This window comes from Pseudoalteromonas sp. Angola-4 (genome assembly GCF_028599265.1).
GTDB lineage: Bacteria > Pseudomonadota > Gammaproteobacteria > Enterobacterales > Alteromonadaceae > Pseudoalteromonas > Pseudoalteromonas atlantica.
The window spans coordinates 211,569-235,162 of record NZ_JAQREK010000001.1 but is presented as its reverse complement, the minus strand read 5'-3'; the positions used below and the strand labels follow the sequence as shown (position 1 = coordinate 235,162).

Below are 23,594 nucleotides of genomic sequence, written 5' to 3'. Positions count from 1 at the left end.
ACAATAAATTTAAAGCACGGCGCTTTTTAAGCAATTTTAGGCCTGTTTTATTTAGTGCGTTTGTATTTTAATAAACGGTCTAAAAATTCAGTAGTTAATTCATTTATCACGCCTGTTTCCGCGTTAACAATCAAGCTAAAACCCACATTTAAATGCGGTATAACCACCAAGTCACTGCGATAGCCTTGCACCCAGCCACTATGATAATAAAGCGTTTCATCGTTATAGTTATAAACACGCCAGCCTAATCCATAATAAGCTTGTTCTAATTCCTTTTTCCATACTCGTCTATAACGCTCTTTTTTTGTAAGTGTGTAAGGACGTGTTTGTGTAGCAAGTGTATCTAAAGAGAGTACATCTAGGTTTTGCCCTAATTGCGCATTTAACCATTTTGCCATATCGGTGGCACTTGCATTTACGCCCGCAGCCGGGCCGACTTTATAATAGTTTTTTTTCAGCTTGGCTGTGTACCAACGTTTTTTGCCTCTAACGTGCGGCAGCGCATAATTTTTATCCTGCACCATTGCATCGTAGCCTAAGCTGGTATCGCTCATTTTTAATGGTGTAAAAATTCCCTCTTGCAACCACTGGTCATATTTTTTATTGGTACTGCTGTAAATTACATCATCAATTAAACTAAACATCACATTTTGATAGCCATAGCATTGGCCTGGTTCGCAAATGGGCTTTACTGTTAATAGCTTTTCGACAATATCGGGGTAATTCATTCTTGATTCGATTAAATTGTCATACGCATTAGGGACCAACCCGCTGGAGTGGCTTAATAAGTGAAACACTTTTAAATTGTCTTTATAAACCGTGCCTTTAAAAGCAGGTATATACTCACTTACCGGTTTAAATAAATCTATTAACCCTTCACTTGCAAGCTTTGCAGTTAACGACCCTGCAAATGTTTTTGACACAGAAGCCAACCTAAAGCGGGTGTGGCGGTTAACCTGTGTGCCACTTCTTGCCTTAGTGCGGCCCATGGTGTGGATATAATCAGCGTTACCAATACTCACTATCGAAAGCGCAGCGCCAGGAATACCTTTACTGTTGAGTTTTTTTTCTGCGTAGCGTCCATACTGTTTTACGAATCCATCCCAGCTTGAGTCTGCTTTAGCTATCGCCTGAAGCGGTAAAGATAGACAAATAGCGACCCAAACGTACATAAAATTAGTGAGATACTTCATTCGTTACAAATTTATTCTTTTTTAACTACATCTATGTGCATAATATCATGAAGTTTTGATAGGACTAACGTACAATGTTGCGATTATTGGCTTTTTAAGTGGGTGTTAAGTATTTATGCGTTTTATAGTTGTATCACTTTTTATATTATTATCAGCAGGTTGTGCAATTACCAAACAGCCGGCCGAGCCTTTGGCTTTACCGTTAAAGCCAACATTAAAGAGCGAAACTTACCAGCTTGAGTATAAAACAGAGCACGCATCGCCAAAAGTTAAGTCTGTACAGTTACCGGCGCACAAAGTAACACGCGGCCAAACAGTGCGTATTACAACCGATAAAGCAAGCGTAACTGACACGCTATTAAAGCAAATAACCCAAGCCTTGAACGATAAAGGCTTAGAAGTGACTGATAGCAAAAACAGTGACTACACGTTAGCTATTCATCAGTTAGATTTAGCATTTACTGACGATACAAAATATGCGTTAACTCAACCTGAAAACCCTTATCCTTTATTTGCCAAAGTAGCACAGCAATACCCTACCCAGCAATGCGCCACCATACTAGCGCAAGTGAGCATGCGCATTACGCACCGCGCCTCTGGCGATGTGGTATGGTTTGCAAAATCATCAATAGATAGCGCAAGCTTCCACCGTGAGCCTTTATTGTTTAGCTTTGCCCAAGAGCAAAAAATTACTAATGAGTTAGAAGTGGCAACATTTGTACATCAACAAAATACCGAGCAAGCCCGCATAGCGCGCGCAGGTAAGGAAGTAACTGTGCCGCCCTTTAAAACCATTACTAAATTAAGCAGCTTAACTAAACTACAAGGCCCATGTACGCGTACAGAGGTGAGTGCCTTAACGCCTATGATGCAATATTACTTAAGCAGTATTTTAATTGACAAAATAAAAGTGCAATAACGTAAAAAACTACATTTTTTTACAGATTCAAGGATTCACTTACCAATATAATACGCTTAATAACAAATAATAATTAGGTCCCCAGGGATGAAAAACGCTTTCTTACAGCATACTTTTATTAATAGCGTATTGCTTTGCGCCAGTTTTTTGAGCTTTCAAAGCCAGGCAAGCAATCGATACTATGCTGATAACACGCTAGAGCCCACCCAAGGTTTTGCGTGGGATTGGAGCGCTGGGGCTGGTTATTATGTAGAAGACTCTTACCTAATTGGCCTTGATTCCTACGACGATGGCATTGAACTCGATTTAAGCCTGGCTATTTCCTACGAAAACTTTTATCTCGACTTTGATCATAACCAGTTAAGCGGCGGCTTAGTTGTGGGTTACAGCCTTATAGATAAATTTGATTGGGGCTTGGATATATTAGGCACCAATACTCAAGCTGGCTTTGATGACAAAGGCTTAGGTTTTTACAACCACGGTGTAATAGAAGAGCTTGCGGGTATAAAATCGCGTAATTACGATTTTGATGCTGGGCTAAGATTAACGCGCCGCTTTGAAAACTCGCAAATTTCGTTTGAGTTTTTACATGATATTACAGGTACACATAATGGCTGGGTGTTTAACACCTTTTTTAGCCATATTTTGCCATGGCGTAATTGGGAGTTTAGATCTGGGGTGGGTATTAGCGCTTATTCGGGCAGTTTTACTAACTATTACTTTGGTATAGATGCAGACGAAGCCACCGCTAATCGCCCTATTTACACCCCTAATGGCAGTACCAGTATTATGTTTGAGTTTCATGCTGAGTACCCTATTTCTCAAGATTGGGTATTTTTGTCTGGCTGGTTAACAACGTGGTTTTCAAAAGAAATAGACGACAGCCCCATTATTTCTCAAGGGTATCAACATAAAGCCAAGGTAGGCCTACGTTATGTATTTTAGATGGATCTGTTTATTATTGATCTTCCCTGCTATTTCATCTGCAAAAACAACAGATAAAACGGCCCCATTAATTGCGCTGCCCGACACCTGTGTTGCACTACGTGAGGGCCGTAATTGCTACGCTGATGTAACGCTTAGCTGGCAGCAACCAACTATTGGTAATTACTGCCTAAGAGACGCAACATCAAAATATATAATGCAATGCTGGTTAAAGCAGCAACAAGGCGTATTTGAATATACCTTCGACTCCCAGCAAAGTATTTCTTTTGAATTGTTTGATAGTAATACAGCCCAAGTTATTGCCACAACAGAGGTTAAACTGCAGTGGGTTTATCAAAATAGACAAAAAAAACGCCGCTGGCGCTTGTTCTAATTAGAGGTGTGACCTTTCGTGATTGATTTTACAGCAATATGTTTGGTAATTAATTAAGTCAGCGTTTATAAAATGTGGTTGTTCAGCTAAGTAGTTACTAACGCAGCATAAACCCCAAACCTATGCAGCCCTTAGGGTTATTTAAGGGCTAGTTTCAATCCACACACGGCAACCCTCTAACACTAAGGAAGCTTTATGGATAATTACGGCACTATTTTATTAGTTGAAGATGACACCTCTTTAGCCCAATGGGTTGCAGAGTACTTAACCGAGCAAGGCTATACCCCCCATGTTTGCCACCGCGGCGATGAAGTAATAAGCCAGGTAAAAAACTTAAACCCTAACATAGTCCTGCTCGACATTATGTTGCCAGGGCAAGACGGTATAAGTGTGTGTAGAGAGCTACGTAGCTTTTACACCGCGCCCATTATTATGCTAACCGCCCGCGATGATGAAATGGATGAAGTAATTGGTTTAGAAGTAGGTGCGAGTGATTACATCATGAAACCAGTGCGCCCTCGCGCATTACTGGCCCGTATAAAAGCAGCACTGCGCCTTACCAGCGAACCGACTAAAGTAACCACTAACGAGAGTGTGATTACTGTAGGCGCACTCAGTATTGATACTCAATCACGCAGTGTAACGCTTAATAATCAAGATATGGCTATTTCTAGTGCTGAGTACCTCCTACTGCACTATTTAGCCAGTAATGCAGGCCAAGTAGTCTCGCGTGATGCTGTGTTTAAAGCAACCAAAGGCCGTGAATACGATGGGCTTGATAGAAGTGTTGATGTACTAATATCTGCGCTGCGCAAAAAGTTTCATGATGACCCGCAAAACCCAGAAAAAATTAAAACAATTTGGGGGCGTGGTTATTTACTTGTTGCCACTGCGTGGGAATAGTAACCGTGGCGGTTTAAATGAAAAAATTTTACATTTCACTACTCGGTAGTGCGCTGCTTTCTATTGTTGTATTGGGCTGGCTAATCGATGCATTTAGCCAACAAACTCAAACACCGCATGATGAATTTAGCCTACAAAGCCAAATGATCAACGGCTTTAGTAAACATTTAAGTAGTGTAGCGACCTCAGAGCGCGCAGCTTATGTAAAGCAATTGGCAAACGACTTTAATGTAAAGCTTGATTACAAAAATAATGAATCCCTAGCCCTGCCGCCGTCTTTAATACTACAAATGCATACCCAAAGCGGTCTTATTTTAGAAGACCAGCAAGGTTTTTATATGCTCTACAGTAGCGAAGTATTGTCGCCTTATCATCTTTCCATGCGCCTAGATAAAGGCCTTGAAACAGATCAGCGCAACGATATTATTTTAACTTTGTTGTTTTATGCTGGGCTCTGCATTTTTATGGGCTTTATTATTGCCCCACTTGCTAAACGCTTAACAGTATTAAACGATGCAGCTAAAAAATTTGCCGCAGGTGATGTACAAGCGAGAATAAAGGTCTCTCACTTTACCTACATAAGAGATGTTGAGCTTACATTTAACCGCATGGCTAGCCAGATAGAAAAGCTCGTGGCGGAAAACAAATTAATGGCATCGAGCTTATCGCACGATATTAGAACCCCTATCGCATGTTTACGCTTTGGCTTAGATGCAGCGCTCGACAGCGCAGATATGCCTAAAGTTAAGCAATACCTTGTGCGTATGGAAAACGATCTCGATCATATGGAATCGATGCTTAAAAGCTATTTAGCCTTTGCAACCCTTGAGCAAAATGCCAACCAGCTCACCTACTCGCAAACTAATTTATCGCACTATCTTGAAGACTTACTTACTCAGCTTTCGCCTAAAATTGAAACCAGCCAACTTAAAATACAACTAAACAGTAGTGACGATATGGTTTTTGCTGACTTACATTGGCTTGCTCGGGCTATTAGTAATTTAATTGGCAATGCCTGCGACTTTGCAAAAGACACTATTTATGTCAGTGCAAAGCGCGATGAGCATTATTTATATATTACAGTTGAAGATGATGGCCCAGGCATCGCACCAGAGAACTTTAATAACGTTTTTAGCCCGTTTTTTAGAGAAGAAAGCCACCGTAACCGTGCTGATAAAAGCTATGGCTTAGGCTTAGCCATTGTTGCAAAAGTGGCAGATTGGCATCACGGCAGTGTAAGCGTTAGTAAAAGTGCGCGGCTTCAAGGGGCGTGTTTTACCCTTAAAATTGGCCAGCATCACGATTCGTAAAATATTATTTACACAACTGTAATTAGGGCCTGTTGGCCTTTTAGGGTTATAATTTGTTCTATCTAGGGGCTGTTTAATCGCGGCGCGAGGTTTGTAACCTAGTGGGCTACGTAAAAACCGAGTAACAAAGAGTAAATAGCCCCTAGGCAGAACCCTTAGGGCAGCGCCTGTTTGGCATTTATACGTCGTTATCGCCTATTTATGGGGAACAACCACACTACATAGGCTCTGCCTTGCCTAAACACCAAACAGACTGCTGCAAATTTAACCTCGAAAGGTAAACAGGCCCTAAAATTTATTACACAAAATCAACTCCTTATTCTAAACCTGTTGATAACATTAATTAAATGCATCGCGTGATAGACACACCAGACGATAATTATTGTCACAATTGGGCAAATAAGTACTTTTTATTTATTTGCAATTCCAGTAGATTGTCAGCGCCGTCAAAAAATAGAGAAGTACAACAATATGAGCGCAGTTAGAGGTGAGTTTAGCTCTCGCTTTGGATTTATAATGGCCGCCGCAGGCTCTGCAGTAGGTTTAGGTAATATTTGGGGTTTTCCTACCCAAACAGCAAGCAATGGTGGTGCCGCTTTTTTAGTCGCTTATTTGGTACTCGCGTTCTTTTTAGCATACCCCGCACTTATGGCTGAGCTTATAATTGGCCGCCACGGACAAGCTAATGCGGTGTCTTCTTTAACAAAAATAACATCACACACGTGGCAAAAGCGCTTTGCTTTTATCGTGGGTTTTGGCGGGATTTTATGTGCGGGCTTTATTTTAAGTTTTTATGCCATTGTGGCAGGCTGGATGCTCAGCGCGACAATCGAACCTCTCACTACATTAGCTGGTGCAAACCAAGCTTCAACGTGGTTAAGTGAGCAGTCACTTTCACGAAACATCATTTTTACAGTGATATTTATCATACTCACCGTGGCTATTATTAGTCGTGGCGTAGAAAACGGCATAGAAAAATGGTCTAAGCGTCTGATGCCTGCGCTTTTAGGTATTTTATTTGCCTTAATTGCCTACGTTATGACCCAAGAAGGTGCTATGCAAGGGCTTAAAGCCTATTTAGTGCCTGATTTTTCATCTATATTTGATGCAAATTTACTCGTAAGTGCACTCGGCCAAGCGTTTTTCTCTTTGTCATTAGGCACCAGCGTGATGATTATTTATGGCTCTTACATAAGTAAAAAAGAAAACCTAGTCACGCTAGGCGCTTATGTAACATTAATAGATGTGTTTATCGCGTTTGTAGCGGGCCTTTTAATTATACCAGCCATGTATGTCGCACAAGCTCAAGGCGTAGAAATTTTTTCATCTACAGGCAAACTTCTCTCTGAAGACACACTGGTGTTTCAAGTGTTACCAGCATTGTTTGATGGTATGGGCTCTGTGGGTCTATTTATAGGCTTTGCATTTTTTGCCCTAATGAGTATAGCCGCACTTACCTCCTCTATTTCAATGTTAGAGGCGCCGGTATCGTATACTGTGGAGCGCTTTGCAATGAGCCGCCTGCAGGCAACATGGCTAATTGGCGCGCTAATAAGCGCAGTGAGCATTACCATAGTATGTAACTTAGGAAGCTTATTTGGTTTAGTGATCACCCTAACAACTAAAGTTGCTCAGCCTTTACTTGGCTTAATGTGTTGTATTTTTGTTGGCTGGATTTGGTACCGTGGCTCACTACTAAAAGCAATACAGCAAGGTAACCCTGAGGTTCATAACACACTATTTTGGAAAGTATGGCCTGTATACACTAAGTTTGTGTGCCCTATAGCTATTGGTGCTGTGTTTTTACATTCGGTGTTAAGTTAAAACGTTATTTTTAACTAACCCGAGTTCAGGTTAAGTTCTAAATTAAGTAAAGCCCACGCGTTAAGTGGGCTTTTTAATAGCTTAAATTTACTCGTAATAAATTAGCTTAGTGTATTTAACACCATATCTTGATGAGGGATGCCATCTTCTAGGTATTGCTCCCCTACTTCTGTAAAGCCAAAAGAGCGATAAAATGCTAATAAATAGGTTTGTGCGCCTATATAAATATGACGCTGTGGCCACTGCTTTTTACAACATGCTATGGCCGCATTTACAAGCTCAGTTGCCCGCCCTTTACCTCGCTCACTTTTGCAAACCAGTACACGGCCTATTGCACTGTACTGCTCGTTTTTTTCATAGCAGCGGGCATAAGCTAATAAACTATTATCTGCAATTACATATAAATGCTGAGTACTAGGGTTAATGTCTACCTCATCAAGCTCAGGGTAAGGGCATGTTTGCTCTACTACAAATACATCAACACGACCGCGCATTATCGTAAATAAAGTACGCGTATCAAGCGCATCAAAATGCGCACATTTAAACGACATATAAAATCCTAAAATAAAAAACCCAGCCTAAGCTGGGTTTAGTTAAACTACGCATCACTTAGGCAAACAAACGCTCTAATTGGTCGCACAACTGCGATAAATTCACATGGTCGTGCTCTATGGTTAAATCAACATAACCATCGCCTCTAAATGCTCTATCCAGCTCAATTAAAACATGCGTTTTGTGTGCTTCTGGTACAAACGATAATTCAATTTCTTGAATCCCAAATAAGCTGCGGCTATTAGGCTTGTACTCTAACTCTTGATAACACCCCGATACCGACTGAAAAGTAGGCGCACGTAAATGGCCTTTTTCAACATCTGCTTTTAATAAACTAAACCCTAATTTATCCATTGCTTGCATACAGGTTTTAACAGCTTCGTTAGGGTAAATATGCAAGTGGTCTTTATCTGTAGGGTCTAGTGCTAAATCAATATCAAGGCCTGTTTCAATCCATACATGTGATTGGTTGTAGCCGGCATTAATTTCAGTAATTGGGGTTTCTGGATGAAGGCGCGCTTCAAATGGAATGCTTTTAACTTCACCTGGCTTAACAGTGCCTATGTCGGTTATGCGCCACTGATCAATTACGTGATTAGTAAAGTACTCACCTTCTTCGCCATCAACTTTAACGCGAGTCATTAAAAACAAATCAAGGCCAGCAATTTCTTGAGCCACATCGCCTGCAGTTATAACGATATTAGCGTTAAAAAGTTGCCCTGGCTGAAGATGCTCAGTTTCTAAAATTGTATCTACTTTTGCAGCGCCAATACCTACCGACGCTAAAATCTTTTTAAACATATCTATCTCCTTAAGCTGAGCGGCTCAGTTTGTTGCTCAAGCTTAAACTCCTTCGTTAAAGCATCTTAACCATATTTAAAAGCCAATGTCAGTGAAAAAATGTTATTTACATGCTATTTACGATTAAATACGTGTTTAATGTGCATTTTTTATACGTAGCTGGGCAAGTAATTGATTAAACGCGCTCATTTTTAGGGCTATTTTTATTTTCAATGGTATAAAATTTTCGCTACACTGCAATCCCAAATGAAGTGATATTAAGAATTATGGAACTAATCTATTTTGCCGCCGCGTTTGTTTGTGGCTTTGGTGTTTATCAATTAAAACTTCCTCCCCTTATTGGCTTTTTACTTGCCGGTTTTGCATTAAATTTATCTGGCTATAAAAGCACCGAACTACTCGATACCATTGCGGCACTGGGTGTAACACTTCTTTTATTTAGTATTGGCTTAAAACTTAAAGTAAACAGCTTAATCAAGCCCCAAGTATGGGCACCCGCTACCCTACACATTATTTTTAGCAGTGCATTATTTAGTGGCTTTATGTTACTGCTAGGTATTTTTGCTGTGCCTATGTTTGTTGATTTAAGCTGGCAAAGTGCCTTATTAGTTGGGTTTGCGCTAAGCTTTTCAAGCACTGTATTTGCGGTAAAAGTACTTGAAGAGCGCGGTGAAATGGCAAGCCTACACGGAAAAATAGCCATTGGCATTTTAGTTATGCAGGATATTTTTGCGGTTATATTTTTAGCCATTAGCACCGGCAAAGTACCTAATATGTGGGCTCTTGCTTTAATTATTGCACTCCCTTTAGTACGCCCGCTTATGTATGCAGTGCTTAACCGCTCTAAACATGGTGAGCTATTGCCGTTATTTGGCTTTTTCTTTGCGTTGGTAGCCGGTTATAACGCTTTTGATTTTGCAGGTTTAAAGGGCGATCTAGGCGCGCTCATTATGGGGATGATGTTTGCCCCACATAAAAAGGCGGGAGAACTTTCAAAGTCGCTGCTTAATTTAAAAGATATTTTGCTGGTCGGTTTTTTCTTAAGCATTGGTTTAAACGCAGAGCTTACAGCTAATTCATTAATTGTAGCGTTAATCCTTATATTTGTTCTGCCAGTTAAAACCTTACTTTATTATGTGTTTACGAATACCTTTAAGCTCAGAGCGCGCACCTCGTTACTCACTGCATTTAGCCTTGCTAATTTTAGTGAGTTTGGCCTTATTGTGTGTGCTGTGGCAGCCTCTACAGGCATGATCACCTCAGAGTGGCTGGCGGTAATGGCTATTGCGGTGTCTATTACCTTTGTTATTGCATCGCCTCTTAATAAACGCTCAAACGAGTTATACGTAAAAATTGAGCGCTGGTTATTAAAATTCGAAAGCAAAACCCGCTTAGCTGAAGAGCTACCCGTTAATTTAAACGACACTAAAATCGTTATATTTGGTATGGGCCGCATAGGTACAGGTGCCTACGAAACAATAAATGCGACTCACCCTAATGTAGTGGCGGGCATTGATATTAAACCAGAGGTGGTAGAAAAACATATTAAACGCAATAGAAAGGTACTCCTTGCCGATGCCACCGACCCTGACTTTTGGCAGCGCGTTAACCACTCTCATGTTGAAATGGTCATGTTAGCTATGCCAAAGCATATGCAAAATATTTTTGCACTAGAGCAATTACAAGCCTCAGGCTATAACGGCCAAGTAACGGCTATCGCCAATTACCCAGATCAACAAAAAGAGCTTGAACAAATGGGCGTAAACTCGACCTATAACTTTTATTTAGAAGCAGGAAGTGGTTTTGCCGAGCACGTAAAGCAAGAGCTATTCGAAAAATAGTACTTTTATACCAAACAATAAAAACAACCAAATGAAAACGCCTTATTTTTAATAAGGCTTTTTTATTAGTTTTAGTTTAAAAACTCATTTTATTTACATTCCTTTACATTACTTCTCTCTATCTGTAAAAAAAACAGATAAACTACCGGTGTTGTTTAAATAAACGCCTTCGCACCTGTGTCACATAATTAGACTCCAGCTAATTAATGCAAGGTAAGCATTTATTTATCAACACAAATTTATTCAATCAGAGGGCCTACTCCCTCGTTCAATAGGCTGTTTCTTGCCCGTCACAGCCTATTTTATTTCTGTTTACTTGCCCGCTTACCCAGCCGCTATTTAATGCGTTTATTATTAATAAGCAGTAGTATTACTATTATACGTTTTATCAATTACTGACTTATTATGGATACAGCCGAACTCAAGCTCGCCATTAATACAATTATGCCCTTTGGAAAATACGCAGGCAGACCCCTGTTGCTTTTGCCAGAGCCCTACCTAGTGTGGTTTAAACAGCAAGGGTTTCCAGAAAGTAAACTCGGGGCGCAGCTTGCAATGATGTACGAGGTTAAATTAAATGGGCTTGAGCAAATGCTGATGCCCCTACTTAAAAAAAATGAAAAATAATTGAGAACTTTTTCCACGTAGCCGGGTCTACTATTTTGCTACTTGTTGATTTTGGTTTTTAACCACAAAAAGCGCCTTAGGCGCTTTTTTTATGTCTGGCGTTTTTAGGTGAATTGCTTTTATACCAATCCGCATAATTAAGTAATCTATTTTGAGGATGGAAAAACGTGTTGATAGCTAGGCAAAAAATTTGCTATTTAGTTGTTCTCGGCAATTGCTCCTGCATTGCTCTACCTTCTGCATTCATGCAGTCGTAAATGGGAATTTTTTAACGTAGCTAGCGACACATTTGGCCCCACAAAATGATTAAATATTATTGTGGATAGGTATTAGGTAAGGTAACTATAAACTTAGCCCCACCAAGCGATGAGTCAGTGATTGAATAGTGCCCTTTATGCCACGATACAATTTTTGCCACTATTGCTAAGCCTAAACCAAAGCCCCCTGTGCTTTTATCACGGCTTTTATCTAAACGAGTAAAAGGTTTAAATACGCTTTCTCTGTCGCTTTTTAAAATACCTTCTCCGTCATCTTCCACAATAAAGTAAATTGCATCACCCTGCGCTTTGAGTGTGACATCAACACGACTAACAGCGTACTTTAACGCATTGCCCACTAGGTTTTGCATTACACGCGCAATAAAGTGCGCATCACACTTGTACACTAAAGCCTGTGGTAACACCGCATTAAACTCTATGCCGCTTGCAAAATTTAGCTTATTAATGACCGATTGTGTTAAGGCAGCCAAATCAACGTCGCTTCTAGCTAAGCTTGGTTGCTGCGAATCAAGCCGAGCATATTCAAGCATTTCACACACAAGCGCTTCAAGTTCGCTTATATCTGCCTGCATATTAGTTAGGTAATGTTGCCCTTTTTCCGATTGCAGTGTTTCTTCTAACATGGCTATACCAAATTTTAATCGTGCAAGGGGCGTTCTAAATTCATGAGATACAGAGGAGGTCAGTTCTTGTTGCGCACTAAGAAGATGCTCTATGCGCTGCTGCATTACTTTTAGAGTATCAGTAACGGGTAAAAAAAACGATTTAGAAGGACTGCTTAAGTTAAAGTCTTGCGAGCCATCTACCGCTTCGCACGCATGGCTTAATTTAGAAAAATCACGCCATAGTAAAAAGCTCCACAGCCCCACAGGTAACCCTACAATAGCCAGTAACATTAAATACGGAATAACAGAGCTTTCAGGTGCTTTTATAACGCCTACAGGACCAATTTGAAGTAGCTTGTTATCACCAAGCTCAACATACCACACTATGCGCTGCTTTTTATCATACAGATACAGGTAATGGTTTTTATCTAATGAGGCTTGCTGCTTAAGGGGTAAAATAAGATCTTTGCGGGCAATAACTTGGCTTTCAAAGCTGTGTTTTAGCTTATCTAGACCATCATCGGTTTGCGATAATAACCAAAGTGCTTGGCCAAACTCATCATCTAACAGCACTTGCTGCTGCGTCTCTTCGTAAGGCCAAATTTGTTCTATAACACCACTAACAATAAATAAAGAAACAATGATATAAACATATAAACTTATAAATAGTTTGCCCATTATTCCTTATTTACCTTCATATATTATTTTTCCCAGGCGTCTGATACAAACAAGTAACCTTGCCCCCACACGGTTTTTATACGGTAAGGTTTATCGCTGTTATCACCTAGCTTTTTACGAATTCGTGACACGCGTACATCAACGGTACGGTCAAGCCCATCGTATTGACGACCAATCATATGTTGATGAACATGTTCACGGCTTAGTACTTCGCCTGCATTTGAGGCAAGTAGCCATAGTAGCTCAAACTCATGCGATGTAAGTACTATTTCGTTTTCGTTTAATTTAACAATTCGGCTGGTTTTATCAATGACTAAATCACCAAACTGAATCTCTTCTGCGGCCTTAACCACGGGTTGCCCGCGACGCAGTAATGCATTTACACGCGCCAGTAAAACACGCGGTTCTGCAGGTTTTACCACATAGTCATCTGCGCCAAGCTCTAAGCCAATCACCTGATCAAAGTCTTCACCTTTTGCAGTAAGCATTAAAATTGGCAACGAAAACTTATCACGTACTTGTCGACATACGCTAAAGCCATCTTTACCTGGCAGCATAATATCTAAAATCATTAAATCAGCAGCGTTATTCTCAAGATAACTAAATACTTCATCACCACGGCTTAATACGTCTACTTCTAAGCCATTATGTTCAAGATAATCTTTTGTTAGTTGTTGTAAACCTAGGTCATCTTCAACAAGTAAAATTTTTGGCATGAGTTGCTCCTAAATTAAAAATAGCTCCATGGAGAGCGAAGCCTGCGCCTACTTTTTTTAGCATCAGCACTTTGCACTTCAACGTGTGTTTTAGCAATTAACACACCGGTATGAGGATTGATTAAGGAGTATATGGTCTCTACCTGAACACGCGCTTTATACTCAAACTCACCAACAGCCTGCTGTTGCCAGCATTTAATCAGTTTGTTTTGTTGGTACAGGCATGCATCGCTTGGCGATGGTTGCTGCCAATTAAACTTTAAATCGAGATCGCAAAACGCTTGCTGCTCAGACACAACACACACTTTGGGAGAGACCTTTAAAGACGCATTTTGCGCTACAACGGGAGGGCTAAACAGAAAAACTGTAAGCACAATCAACATTAAATACTTCATATTAAAAAGTATGATCGAATCCTATAAAAGCAGTCATTGAATAGTTACGTTCAAAAAGCGGACTGCCATCCATAGCTGAATAGTCGTAATATGCTACATGAAAACGAAGACTGTTAGCCTCACTCAATGGCCAACTGGCGTCGATTTTAGCATAAGGTTGCCAGCTACTACCAACGTCAATTTTACCTAATGAGGTTTCGTGTGCTTTTAAACCATAATAGTAGCTGTTTAATTCAGCTGATTTATAGTTAACCCCAAGCGTTGGCTTTAACTTTAAACGCCCTACTTCACTGTGGTACTGCCATTGTATAGCGCCCCGAGTACCGTTATAAACATTACTTATATCGTGTAATAACTGTATCGATAGCACATGGTTTTGCTGCACATAATGATAGCTTCCCCCGGCATCTAGGGCTAAATGGCGATTATCAATATTATCGATATTTATTTTTTTAGGCTGGGGATTATTTTGCGCTAATGCAGAAGCACCTGCGGTTGCTGGTAAAACAAAGAGGTTATTAGGATGCCAATCAATAAAAAAGCGTGACTCTGCGTTCAGTTCTGAAACGATATTAAAATGATGCTTTTGATTTTCTTTAAGTGTGTAGCCAAGGCGACCATTATCGAAAAACCAACGCTCGCCATAAAAAGCAATGCGCGGGATCACAGGGAGCGGGACGTTTTTTCCGCCATGCAGAGGGTTGGTAATAACACCCGCGCCGGCACTTAGATTTACATGCCACTTCTTAACAGTAATATGTTGCTGCGCATACTCTTGTTCGTTGTAGGCCTGCGAAGCTGTGCTAGGCACGCAAACAAGACACATCACAAAGCAAAAAATGTAAATAAAAGTATTGAGCCGCATTAACCTAATCTAAATGAGTAAAATAAGTAAGTCACCCATACTAGCAAGGTAAGCACAAATGTGCGCCACCTGGTTACAATCATTCACAATTTTTATACATGCGTATCACATTTAAATATCAGGGGCTATTTCAATACGGTTGCGACCATGTGTTTTAGCTATATATAAAGCACGGTCGGCGCGCTCAATAAGTACCGAACCTTTCGTGAATGGACGCAAAATAGCGAGCCCAAAACTTGCAGAAATTGCACGTTTAGAATTTACATCGTCTTTTTTACGGATAGTTAATGAGGCAATATCTAAACGAATTTTATCAGCAAACACCATAATCTCGTTGATGCTGTCAAAATACCCGGTAATACAAAACTCCTCACCACCATAGCGGTAAACATTCAGGCTATCGGAAATATTTTGCGAAACTTTTTTGGCTACTAATTTAAGTACTTCATCGCCTTTTTGATGACCAAAATCGTCGTTAAAACGCTTAAAGTGATCAATATCAAACATGATTAGTACCGCCAATACGCTCTCGTCAGCTTGCTCTGAATAGGTTTGACAAAACTGCTGAATATCATCATCAAACTTTCTTCTATTAAAAAAGCCTGTCAGGGGGTCTGTATCGGCTGCTTCTTGAGAAAGGTTAAGTGCTTCTTTTAAATCTTTAATTTCGTTATAGGCTACCGCAAGCTTAGTTTGAAATTCTCGCGCATAGTCTTGCATAGCCACCGACTCGTCGGTTAAGCGTTCAACACAACCGAGTATTTCGTTAAACGAATTTACATTAGCTAAACTTGCCAACTCATTTTGAGAATCTACCAACGACGTGGTAAAGCTTTTAGAATGATCGAGGGTAACGCTTATATCATGCTGTACTTGCTCCATAGTGCCATGGAAGCGATCAGCCATTTCTTGAAAAAACACTAAGTCATCTTCGCTTAAATGCTTATCAAAAATTTCTTTTGCTTTATTTTGAGTACATGTTTGTTGCTCAGCAATGACGTGATCAAGCTCAGCATTTAATGCTGGCTTACTGCCTTGCACATAGCAATACCAAATAGCGTAATTGATAGGCGTTACCGGCATTCGGTATTTTACCATCAGAGGAATTGCTTTTTTTAAACATTGAGCAGAATGAGCGAGCGATACAGCATGATCCATAATTATTATAAACTCTCGTGCGTCATTATTTTTTATTATTAAGCTTTCATGTTAAGTAATAGTAAACTCATACGCAACTGTTAATCATACTATTTACTGAATTATATTAATCGTTAAAAGCTTAGATAACATTTGCGCCTAAAGTTTGTGCAATATTCCATAATGCACTGATTGCAGGGTCGTTAAGTTCTTTTTTTAGCACCGCCAAACCAATATCAAACCCTTCTGGCTGGTAATTTTCACTGGGCAGTACGTGTACCTTGTCTTGTAGCGGACTATTATCTAGCACTATTTTGGGAACCATGGCGACACCTAATCCTAGGCTCACCATAGACACCATAGCTTCGTGCCCTGCTACTTGTGCATAAATTTTTCCATGCACATTATTTTTCCGCCACCACTGCTCTAACCGCTGCCTAGAAAAACCTTGCTCAGGTACAATAAACTCCAGTTCTGACCAATCAATATGTGGGGCGTTTTTCGCTATTTTTTCGCTGATCGGGCATTGAATTTTAGGTCCAATAAGAACCAGTGGAGAGTGGCCTATATTAACAAAAGCAATTTGGGCAGGCAGTTTACTTGGCCGTGCAGCAATAGCCATTGATTCATGGGCATCCAGCACACGGTTTATTGCCAACGCCGGATCGCCGGTATTTAGCGTTATTTCTATATGCTGATGCTGCGCGCGGAGCTGTTCTAATATTTGATGCAAAAAACTATACGAGGCGGTGACTGAGCAATAAATACTCACATTACCGTAAATATGCTGGGTTGGGTCTTTCACATTCGCTTTAAAGCGCTGCCAATTAGCCAGTGTAGAGGTGGCGTAATCAATAAACGACTCCCCTTCTTTAGTTAATTTTACACTTCGGTTATCACGTATAAATAAAGCAACGCCGACCTCATCTTCAAGCTGCTTAATATTGCGACTTAATGTAGGTGCACTTATATGGCACAGCTCGCTCGCACGGGCAAAATGGAGCGTTTTAGCTAACGCTAAAAAGTAATTTAAATGCTTATGATCCATTACACGCCTCTACGTTTCATTTTTTGAAATACTTTAGTGCAAATATATCATTTTACGCAAGCAAAGTTTTTTTTTATGGTGTGTTTAAGCAAAGCAAATACGCTTTGCATCTAACAAATACGAATTATAGGACACTAACATGGCGAATTATTTTAATACCTTACCTTTACGCGAGCAGTTAGCTCAATTAGCGCAATGTGAATTTATGGACCCAAGTGAATTTACCGATGGTGTTGATGCACTTAAAGGTAAAAAGCTGGTTATTGTTGGCTGTGGCGCACAAGGTCTTAACCAAGGTTTAAACTTACGTGACTCAGGCCTAGATGTATCATACACGTTACGTCAATCAGCAATTGATGAGCGTCGTCAGTCATACCTAAATGCATCTGAAAACGGTTTTACTGTAGGCACCTACGAAGAGCTAATTCCGAGCGCTGACGTAGTATTAAACCTAACACCTGATAAGCAACATACGGCCGTTGTAACTGCCATTATGCCTTTAATGAAACAAGGCTCTACACTTGCTTACTCGCACGGTTTTAATATTGTTGAAGAAGGCATGCAAATTCGTGAAGACATTACGGTAATCATGGTTGCTCCTAAGTGTCCTGGCTCTGAAGTTCGCGAAGAATACAAACGCGGCTTTGGTGTACCTACTCTTATTGCTGTTCACCCAGAAAACGACCCACAAGGTCACGGCTTAGCACAAGCTAAAGCCTACGCTGCGGGTACCGGTGGTCATCGTGCCGGTGTACTTAAGTCATCGTTTATCGCTGAAGTTAAATCAGACTTAATGGGCGAGCAAACAATTCTTTGTGGCATGTTACAAACCGGTTCAATTTTATGTTTTGATAAAATGATTGAAAAAGGCATTGATGCGGGTTACGCATCAAAACTAATTCAATACGGCTGGGAAGTAATTACCGAAGCCCTTAAATACGGCGGCGTTACTAACATGCTTGACCGTTTATCAAACCCTGCAAAAGTAAAAGCTTTTGAACTAAGCGAAGAACTTAAAGTTATTATGCGCCCGCTTTATAACAAGCACCAAGATGACATTATCGACGGTACTTTCTCACGCGTAATGATGGAAGATTGGGCAAACGACGATGCAAACTTACTAAAATGGCGTGCAGAAACTGCCGAAACTAACTTTGAAAAAACCCCTGCTGGTGATGTAGAAATCTCTGAGCAAGAGTTTTTCGATAACGGTATTTTAATGGTTGCTATGGTTAAAGCGGGCGTTGAGCTTGCATTTGAAACCATGACTGCAGCAGGCATTATTGACGAGTCGGCTTATTATGAGTCTTTACACGAAACACCATTAATTGCCAACACAATAGCACGTAAAAAGTTATTCGAAATGAACCGTACTATTTCTGATACTGCAGAATACGGCTGTTACTTATACAACCATGCGTGTTTACCATTATTGGCCGATTTTATGAAAAACATCGACACCGATGTTATTGGTAAAGGCTTAAATGAGCAAAGTAACCAAGTAGATAACCAAACATTGATTCAAATTAACACTGCACTACGTGAGCACCCTGTTGAAATTGTTGGCGCTAGACTACGCGGCTACATGTCAGCAATGAAGAAAATTGTATAACTAGTTTCGCTTGTTAGAAACCAAGCCCACATGCATACGCTGTGGGCTTTTTCGTGCTAGTAATAATAAAAAGCGAGTATACCCTTTTAGATATATTGCAATAATTAGCGCTTAATTAATAATGTGCTAACATGGCTATCTACCTAGTTGTAAAGTTAAATAATATGACGATAAAAAACCTAACTATCACTCAAAAAATCACCATTTTAGGCAGTACCATTGCAATCTGTGTCGCTGCATTAATTGGTTTAACGTCTTTATATAGCTCTGAAGATATTATAGAACGACGTATGATTGAATCTGAGCTACCCAGCAAATTACACAGTATTAGTAATCAAATTGGTGGCGAAATAAACGAACTACTAGGTGCTGCACAGCAACTATCATCAAATGAATTTATCTTAGAGTGGGCGCGCTCAAATAACCAAGACGACACACTACTGCTTAAAGAATTAAACCGCGTAGCTAAGCAGTTTGATTTAGCAACGGCGTCGTGGGCTAACCGTGATACAGCACAATATTGGAACCAACACGGATTTTTACGCGTGCTTAAAAACGACGCGGCTGATGGGTGGTTTTTTGGCTTTACCAACTCAAATAATCCGTACTCAATCAGTATTTATCAAGAATCCCCGACTGATGTAAAAATGTTTGTAAATCATCAACAAACAAATGGGCTTGGATTAGCGGGGCTTGCAAAAAGCATCACCGACATGCAAAAGCTACTACAACAATTTAAAATTGAGCAAACTGGCTTTGTGTTTATTGCAGATAAAAGCGGCTTAATTCAGTTACATAAAGATGCAAATAAAGTGGCTAAAGTAAACATAGACACACTTTATGGCAGTAATGTTCATAGTACTTTGTATAACCCTTCTGGTTTTGCAATTACAGAATTATCACTTAATAACGAAGCCACATTTTTAGCAGCCATGCCAATAGCCAATACCGACTTATACGTATTAGCCCAAGTACCTAAAAGTGAGGTGTTTGCGACTGTAGGTACATTGGAGTGGCAAATATTTACCTTTACGCTAGTGATAGCCCTCGTTGCTAGCATGCTAAGTTACTTGTTAGCACGTTCTTTAGCGTCACCGCTTTCGGATATGGCCGAGCTGTTCTCACGTTTAGGATCAGGCGATGCTAATTTAGCATACCGTTTGCCAGAGTCTAATCAGCCAGAGCTAAACAATTTAAGCCATGGCTTTAACCAGTTTATTCATAAAATTGAAACTGCCATCAAGCAAGTCGCCAACGAAAGTACAGAAATACGCCAAAGTTCTAATCATGTATTTGAACAAGCAAAAAACAACTCGCAGTCTATTGATAATCAAAAAGAGCAAACCATTTCGGTTGCTGCAGCCATTAACGAAATGGGCGCAACTGTACAAGAAATAGCACAAAGTGCGGCTAATGCAGCTAAGTTAACGCAAAGCAGTCAAGAAAACACCAGCCAAAGCCATCAGCAAGTACTGCAAAGCCAAGCTACAATTTCAGCGCTTGCCACTGATATTGACGGCATTACCGAGCAAGTAACACTGCTTTCTAAAAAAACAATTGATATAGCGAGTATTGTTGACTCTATTCGCGGCATTTCAGAGCAAACTAATTTACTGGCCTTAAACGCAGCCATCGAATCGGCACGGGCTGGTGAGCATGGTAGAGGCTTTGCAGTGGTGGCCGATGAAGTACGCGCGCTTGCTAATCGTACCTCGCAATCAACCACCGAAATTCAGTCAATGATTGAAGAGCTAACCACTATTTCTGAAGATGTAGTAAACGATATTGGTCAATCTAAGCAAAAAGCCCAACAAAGCGTAGGCGCAATGCAAAGCTCTGTTGAATTGCTTGATGCGATAAGCGAAACAGCAAATCAAATAAACGATATGGCTACCTTAATTGCCACCGCAACTGAGCAGCAAAGTAACGTGGTTGCTGATGTAGGACGTAATATTGAGCAAATAAGTGAAATTAGTGACCGTGCTATGAATGAGCAAATAAACACCGAGCAAGCAATTCGAGATTTAGCAAATAGCGCTCAAGCGCTTGATGCACTCGTAGCCACCTTTGAAAAACACCACTAAACACGTTTTGTAACACTTTAATAAACCACCTGCGCATATTGCATCTACACTTATAGATGTAATATGTTGGAGGTGGTTTATGAACATATCTTGTTTTAACGCATTATTACTAAGTAGCTGCTTATATTTAAGCGCATGTAACACCACGGTGCGTGAACCACCACCGCTTGCCCTTGCAAACCATCCAACATTTAACCGTATTAACGTTGAAACCGAGCAAGACATATTTAAGCTCGACAAAACAATCACTTCCCAACTTGATGCCCACTTAACCAGTAAGCGCAGCGCGCATTACTTAGCGAACAGTATTTTAAGTTTTTTATTAAAAAACGGCGATAACTCGTTAACCTATCAAAGTGGCGCCACATTGAGTGCATCGCAAACCTACGCTAATTTAAATGCTAATTGCCTGTCGTTATCGATATTAGCGTATAGCTTAGCCGATTATTTAGGTATAAAAGCGCGCTTTCAAAAAGTCCATATTCCTGAATATTGGGCAATGAATAAAGGGGTTAATTTACTGACAGGGCATATTAATTTATCAATTGACAATGCGCTTATGCAAACAATACCAGCCACAATGGTTTATCAACGTGATAAGCAGTTAACCATAGACTTCGACCCGAATATAAGAAAACAACGCTTTAAAACCAGCCCAATAAGCAAAGAGTTTGTTACGGCTATGTTTTATAACAATAAAGGCGCCCAAGCTTTAGTAAATAAAAATTATAATTTAGCTTATAGCTACTTTAGTGCCGCCGTTGAAGCCGCCCCATTATACAGTGGTGGCTGGGGAAATTTAGGTATTGTATTTAGGCAGCTTAATTATTTAAAAGAAGCTGAACAGGCATATAACTATGCTTTATTGCTTGATAAAAATAACCATACTGCCATAGGTAATCTCGCTGTGCTGTACACCTTAAGTAACCGCGCTAAACAAGGTCAGCAAATGCTAAAACAGCTCAATAAAAAGCGCCAAGCTAACCCGTATTACCATATATCATTGGGTAATAGTGAACTGGTACTTAAAAATTACTCTCAAGCGATTAAGCATTTTAAAAGCGCTTATAAAATTGACGCTAAGTTACACGAAAGCCACTTTGGCCTTGCGCGAGCATATTATTTTACCGGCAATATAAAGCAGGCAACACATTATATGCGTTTAGCGGGTATAAACGCCGAGTTTAACTATGACAAAGCCCGCTATCGTAATAAATTAAAAGCATTAAAAAATGCCACAGCTTCACTTAGTCATTAGCTGTTGTACGTAGTGCTCTTTTTGGGCCCTACTTAATTTTTTAATTTGCCACTCTAACTTGCTGGCTTCGCTTTTTGAGCCCACCTTTTGTTGATGAATTAAAACTAAAGGGCCTTTGCCTTTTAAGTTTTTTGCGCCTTTACCCGCTTGATGCGTGGCTAAGCGCTTATCAACATTGGTTGTTATACCTGTATACCAGTGGCCTAAACGCGTTTGCACTATATACAAATACCACGTTGAGGGTACTTTGTGTGCTTTGCTTATATTTATACTTAAACTTTTTTGTATGTTTGTGGTCAAAACTTTACCCTAACCCTCGTAACTAAAAACAATTTCTTAAAAGGGTTTTACCTTCAGTGACTAATCGGTATCATGCAGATTATAAAAAATAAGGATCACAACTAACAATGCAGTCGTTAAAAACTTTTTCTCTTTGGCTTATCGTTGCTCTCACATTCAGCTCTTTAGCAGGTTGTTCTAGCTGGGTATATAGAATCAATATCCCACAGGGTAACTTTTTAGAGCAATCAGATGTAGATAAGCTTCGTGTAAACATGACACGAGAGCAAGTTATTTATGTATTAGGTCGTCCAATAGCAGAAGATGCGTTTGATAATAGTACCTGGCGTTATGTGTACAGCTTTAACAAAGGCCGCGATAATGAGCAGCATAAAGAGTTGCTGGTTAAATTTGAAAATGATCAACTAGTTGCTGTTTCGGGTGATTATGATCAACCAGAAAACTTTGATACTCCGCTAGAGCAGTAAACGCTTTAGTTATTAAAAAAAGGTGAGCATGGCTCACCTTTTTTATTTACTACATTAATGACCTTTATAAAGGACGCCCACCGGTAACTTTATTTGCTCGACCTTCCTCTTTTGCTTTTTCAGCACGCTTTCTTCGAGCATCTTTAGGGTCTGCAATTAGTGGACGATAAATTTCTATTCTGTCGCCATCTTTTAATTCGTAATGCGCTTTTACTGTTCTATTCCATACACCTAAAGTTAGCGCTGTTGGGTCTATTTCAGGGCACTTTTCAATGATCCCCGATTGAATAACAGCTTGTTCGGCTGTGGTTCCTTGCGCTACTTCCACCGTTAATGTGGTTGCTTTAGTCGGTAATGCAAAAACTATCTCAACGCTAATCATTATCTTGCTCCGTATACATCTTTTGCACGTTGCGTGAATGCACTAACCATATTTTTAGCTACATCATTAAAAATTTTACCAAACGCCAATTCTATAAGCTTGCTAGAGAATTCAAATTCAAGCTTAAGCTCAACTTTACAGGCTTTTTTATCTAACGCTTGAAAATACCAACGCCCTTTAAGAGTTTTAAATGGGCCATCAACCAGCCTTAATTGCACGGTTTGCTCGTCAATAAAGGTGTTTTCAGTGGTAAACCACTTTTTTATACCCGCCTTGGATATTTCTAAACTCGCGGTCATGTTATTATTGTGCTGCGAAACGATTTTAGAGTCTGAGCAATTAGGTAAAAACTGCGGATAAGCTTCTACATCATTAACTAGGTCAAACATCTCTTTAGTGCTGTACATAACCAGCGCACTTTTTTCTATTTGTGGCATACTCACTCCCAACTGTGTGGGCGAATTTTAGCAAGCTTTGCGCG

At 40.0% G+C, this 23,594-nt stretch carries 24 protein-coding genes; 12 read left to right on the top strand and 12 right to left on the bottom strand.

The features are described 5' to 3' along the window. Nucleotides 1-47: 47 nt before the first annotated feature. The gene (locus PSH48_RS01095; RefSeq protein ID WP_443197766.1) at nt 48-1,172 is read right to left on the bottom strand and encodes a serine hydrolase domain-containing protein; all 1,125 of its coding nucleotides are present in this window, start codon (nt 1,170-1,172) and stop codon (nt 48-50) included. Between the two features lie 136 nt (nt 1,173-1,308). Between PSH48_RS01095 and PSH48_RS01090 the strand changes: the two genes are divergently transcribed. From PSH48_RS01090 to PSH48_RS01065, 6 genes are all read left to right on the top strand, one after another. Then, nucleotides 1,309-2,112, top strand: a complete 804-nt coding sequence (locus PSH48_RS01090) for a hypothetical protein (RefSeq protein WP_029773447.1) — start codon at nt 1,309-1,311, stop codon at nt 2,110-2,112. A gap of 87 nt (nt 2,113-2,199) precedes the next feature. Further along, entirely contained in the window at nt 2,200-3,057 is an 858-nt protein-coding gene (locus tag PSH48_RS01085; RefSeq protein ID WP_004587349.1) for a MipA/OmpV family protein, read from the top strand. After that, a complete protein-coding gene (locus tag PSH48_RS01080) occupies nt 3,047-3,430 on the top strand; it encodes a DUF3019 domain-containing protein (RefSeq protein WP_004587350.1) in 384 nt (127 codons plus the stop codon). The genes PSH48_RS01085 and PSH48_RS01080 overlap by 11 nt, the downstream gene beginning before the upstream one ends. 195 nt (nt 3,431-3,625) lie before the next feature. Continuing rightward, nucleotides 3,626-4,333, top strand: a complete 708-nt coding sequence (locus tag PSH48_RS01075; protein WP_273610747.1) for a response regulator transcription factor — start codon at nt 3,626-3,628, stop codon at nt 4,331-4,333. A 17-nt stretch (nt 4,334-4,350) separates the two neighbouring features. Beyond that, a complete protein-coding gene (locus tag PSH48_RS01070) occupies nt 4,351-5,643 on the top strand; it encodes a HAMP domain-containing sensor histidine kinase (RefSeq protein WP_273610746.1) in 1,293 nt (430 codons plus the stop codon). A gap of 471 nt (nt 5,644-6,114) precedes the next feature. Next, on the top strand, nt 6,115-7,467 hold the full coding sequence (locus PSH48_RS01065; protein ID WP_054982160.1) for a sodium-dependent transporter: 1,353 nt from the start codon (nt 6,115-6,117) through the stop codon (nt 7,465-7,467). 101 nt (nt 7,468-7,568) lie between these two features. On the opposite strand, the gene PSH48_RS01060 is transcribed toward PSH48_RS01065, so the two are convergent. Together PSH48_RS01060 and PSH48_RS01055 are read right to left on the bottom strand one after the other, a co-directional pair. Beyond that, nucleotides 7,569-8,018, bottom strand: a complete 450-nt coding sequence (locus tag PSH48_RS01060; RefSeq protein WP_273610745.1) for a GNAT family N-acetyltransferase — start codon at nt 8,016-8,018, stop codon at nt 7,569-7,571. 58 nt (nt 8,019-8,076) lie between these two features. After that, on the bottom strand, nt 8,077-8,820 hold the full coding sequence (locus PSH48_RS01055; protein WP_273610744.1) for a sporulation protein: 744 nt from the start codon (nt 8,818-8,820) through the stop codon (nt 8,077-8,079). A gap of 266 nt (nt 8,821-9,086) precedes the next feature. Here PSH48_RS01055 and PSH48_RS01050 point away from each other — a divergent pair, with 266 nt between their 5' ends. Both PSH48_RS01050 and PSH48_RS01045 read left to right on the top strand, forming a co-directional pair. After that, a complete protein-coding gene (locus PSH48_RS01050) occupies nt 9,087-10,661 on the top strand; it encodes a cation:proton antiporter family protein (RefSeq protein ID WP_054982159.1) in 1,575 nt (524 codons plus the stop codon). A gap of 405 nt (nt 10,662-11,066) precedes the next feature. Further along, nucleotides 11,067-11,288 (top strand): DUF3820 family protein, encoded by a 222-nt coding sequence (locus PSH48_RS01045; protein ID WP_004587357.1) that lies wholly within the window; start codon nt 11,067-11,069, stop codon nt 11,286-11,288. A gap of 313 nt (nt 11,289-11,601) precedes the next feature. Here PSH48_RS01045 and PSH48_RS01040 read toward each other — a convergent pair whose 3' ends face one another. From PSH48_RS01040 to ilvY, 6 genes are all read right to left on the bottom strand, one after another. Further along, nucleotides 11,602-12,849, bottom strand: a complete 1,248-nt coding sequence (locus PSH48_RS01040; protein WP_064386818.1) for an ATP-binding protein — start codon at nt 12,847-12,849, stop codon at nt 11,602-11,604. Between the two features lie 23 nt (nt 12,850-12,872). After that, complete coding sequence (locus tag PSH48_RS01035; protein WP_024031826.1) at nt 12,873-13,565, bottom strand: response regulator transcription factor; 693 nt, start codon at nt 13,563-13,565, stop codon at nt 12,873-12,875. A 14-nt stretch (nt 13,566-13,579) separates the two neighbouring features. Beyond that, the gene (locus tag PSH48_RS01030; protein WP_036963332.1) at nt 13,580-13,948 is read right to left on the bottom strand and encodes a DUF3019 domain-containing protein; all 369 of its coding nucleotides are present in this window, start codon (nt 13,946-13,948) and stop codon (nt 13,580-13,582) included. Between the two features lie 13 nt (nt 13,949-13,961). Further along, nucleotides 13,962-14,786: a MipA/OmpV family protein gene (locus tag PSH48_RS01025; RefSeq protein WP_273610743.1), complete on the bottom strand. Its 825-nt coding sequence runs from the start codon at nt 14,784-14,786 to the stop codon at nt 13,962-13,964. Between the two features lie 150 nt (nt 14,787-14,936). Then, nucleotides 14,937-15,983 (bottom strand): GGDEF domain-containing protein, encoded by a 1,047-nt coding sequence (locus PSH48_RS01020; protein WP_004587362.1) that lies wholly within the window; start codon nt 15,981-15,983, stop codon nt 14,937-14,939. A 121-nt stretch (nt 15,984-16,104) separates the two neighbouring features. Next, entirely contained in the window at nt 16,105-17,010 is a 906-nt protein-coding gene (ilvY, locus tag PSH48_RS01015) for an HTH-type transcriptional activator IlvY (protein WP_121637162.1), read from the bottom strand. 139 nt (nt 17,011-17,149) lie between these two features. On the opposite strand from ilvY, the gene ilvC reads away from it, so the two are divergent. The 3 genes from ilvC to PSH48_RS01000 all read left to right on the top strand — a co-directional run bounded on the left by ilvC (nt 17,150) and on the right by PSH48_RS01000 (nt 21,964). Beyond that, complete coding sequence (ilvC, locus tag PSH48_RS01010) at nt 17,150-18,622, top strand: ketol-acid reductoisomerase (RefSeq protein ID WP_029773436.1); 1,473 nt, start codon at nt 17,150-17,152, stop codon at nt 18,620-18,622. 164 nt (nt 18,623-18,786) lie between these two features. Next, entirely contained in the window at nt 18,787-20,706 is a 1,920-nt protein-coding gene (locus tag PSH48_RS01005) for a methyl-accepting chemotaxis protein (protein WP_273610742.1), read from the top strand. Between the two features lie 79 nt (nt 20,707-20,785). Continuing rightward, entirely contained in the window at nt 20,786-21,964 is a 1,179-nt protein-coding gene (locus PSH48_RS01000; protein WP_121637161.1) for a tetratricopeptide repeat protein, read from the top strand. Here the strand turns inward: PSH48_RS01000 and PSH48_RS00995 are convergent. Next, on the bottom strand, nt 21,950-22,264 hold the full coding sequence (locus PSH48_RS00995) for a GIY-YIG nuclease family protein (protein ID WP_273610741.1): 315 nt from the start codon (nt 22,262-22,264) through the stop codon (nt 21,950-21,952). The genes PSH48_RS01000 and PSH48_RS00995 overlap by 15 nt on opposite strands. Nucleotides 22,265-22,371: 107 nt before the next feature. Here PSH48_RS00995 and PSH48_RS00990 point away from each other — a divergent pair, with 107 nt between their 5' ends. Further along, nucleotides 22,372-22,731: an outer membrane protein assembly factor BamE gene (locus PSH48_RS00990; RefSeq protein WP_004587368.1), complete on the top strand. Its 360-nt coding sequence runs from the start codon at nt 22,372-22,374 to the stop codon at nt 22,729-22,731. A 64-nt stretch (nt 22,732-22,795) separates the two neighbouring features. Here PSH48_RS00990 and PSH48_RS00985 read toward each other — a convergent pair whose 3' ends face one another. Together PSH48_RS00985 and PSH48_RS00980 are read right to left on the bottom strand one after the other, a co-directional pair. Further along, a complete protein-coding gene (locus tag PSH48_RS00985; RefSeq protein WP_029773434.1) occupies nt 22,796-23,113 on the bottom strand; it encodes an RnfH family protein in 318 nt (105 codons plus the stop codon). After that, nucleotides 23,113-23,550: a type II toxin-antitoxin system RatA family toxin gene (locus PSH48_RS00980; protein WP_273610740.1), complete on the bottom strand. Its 438-nt coding sequence runs from the start codon at nt 23,548-23,550 to the stop codon at nt 23,113-23,115. Before PSH48_RS00980 ends, PSH48_RS00985 begins: the two co-directional genes overlap by 1 nt. Between the last annotated feature and the right edge of the window lie 44 nt (nt 23,551-23,594).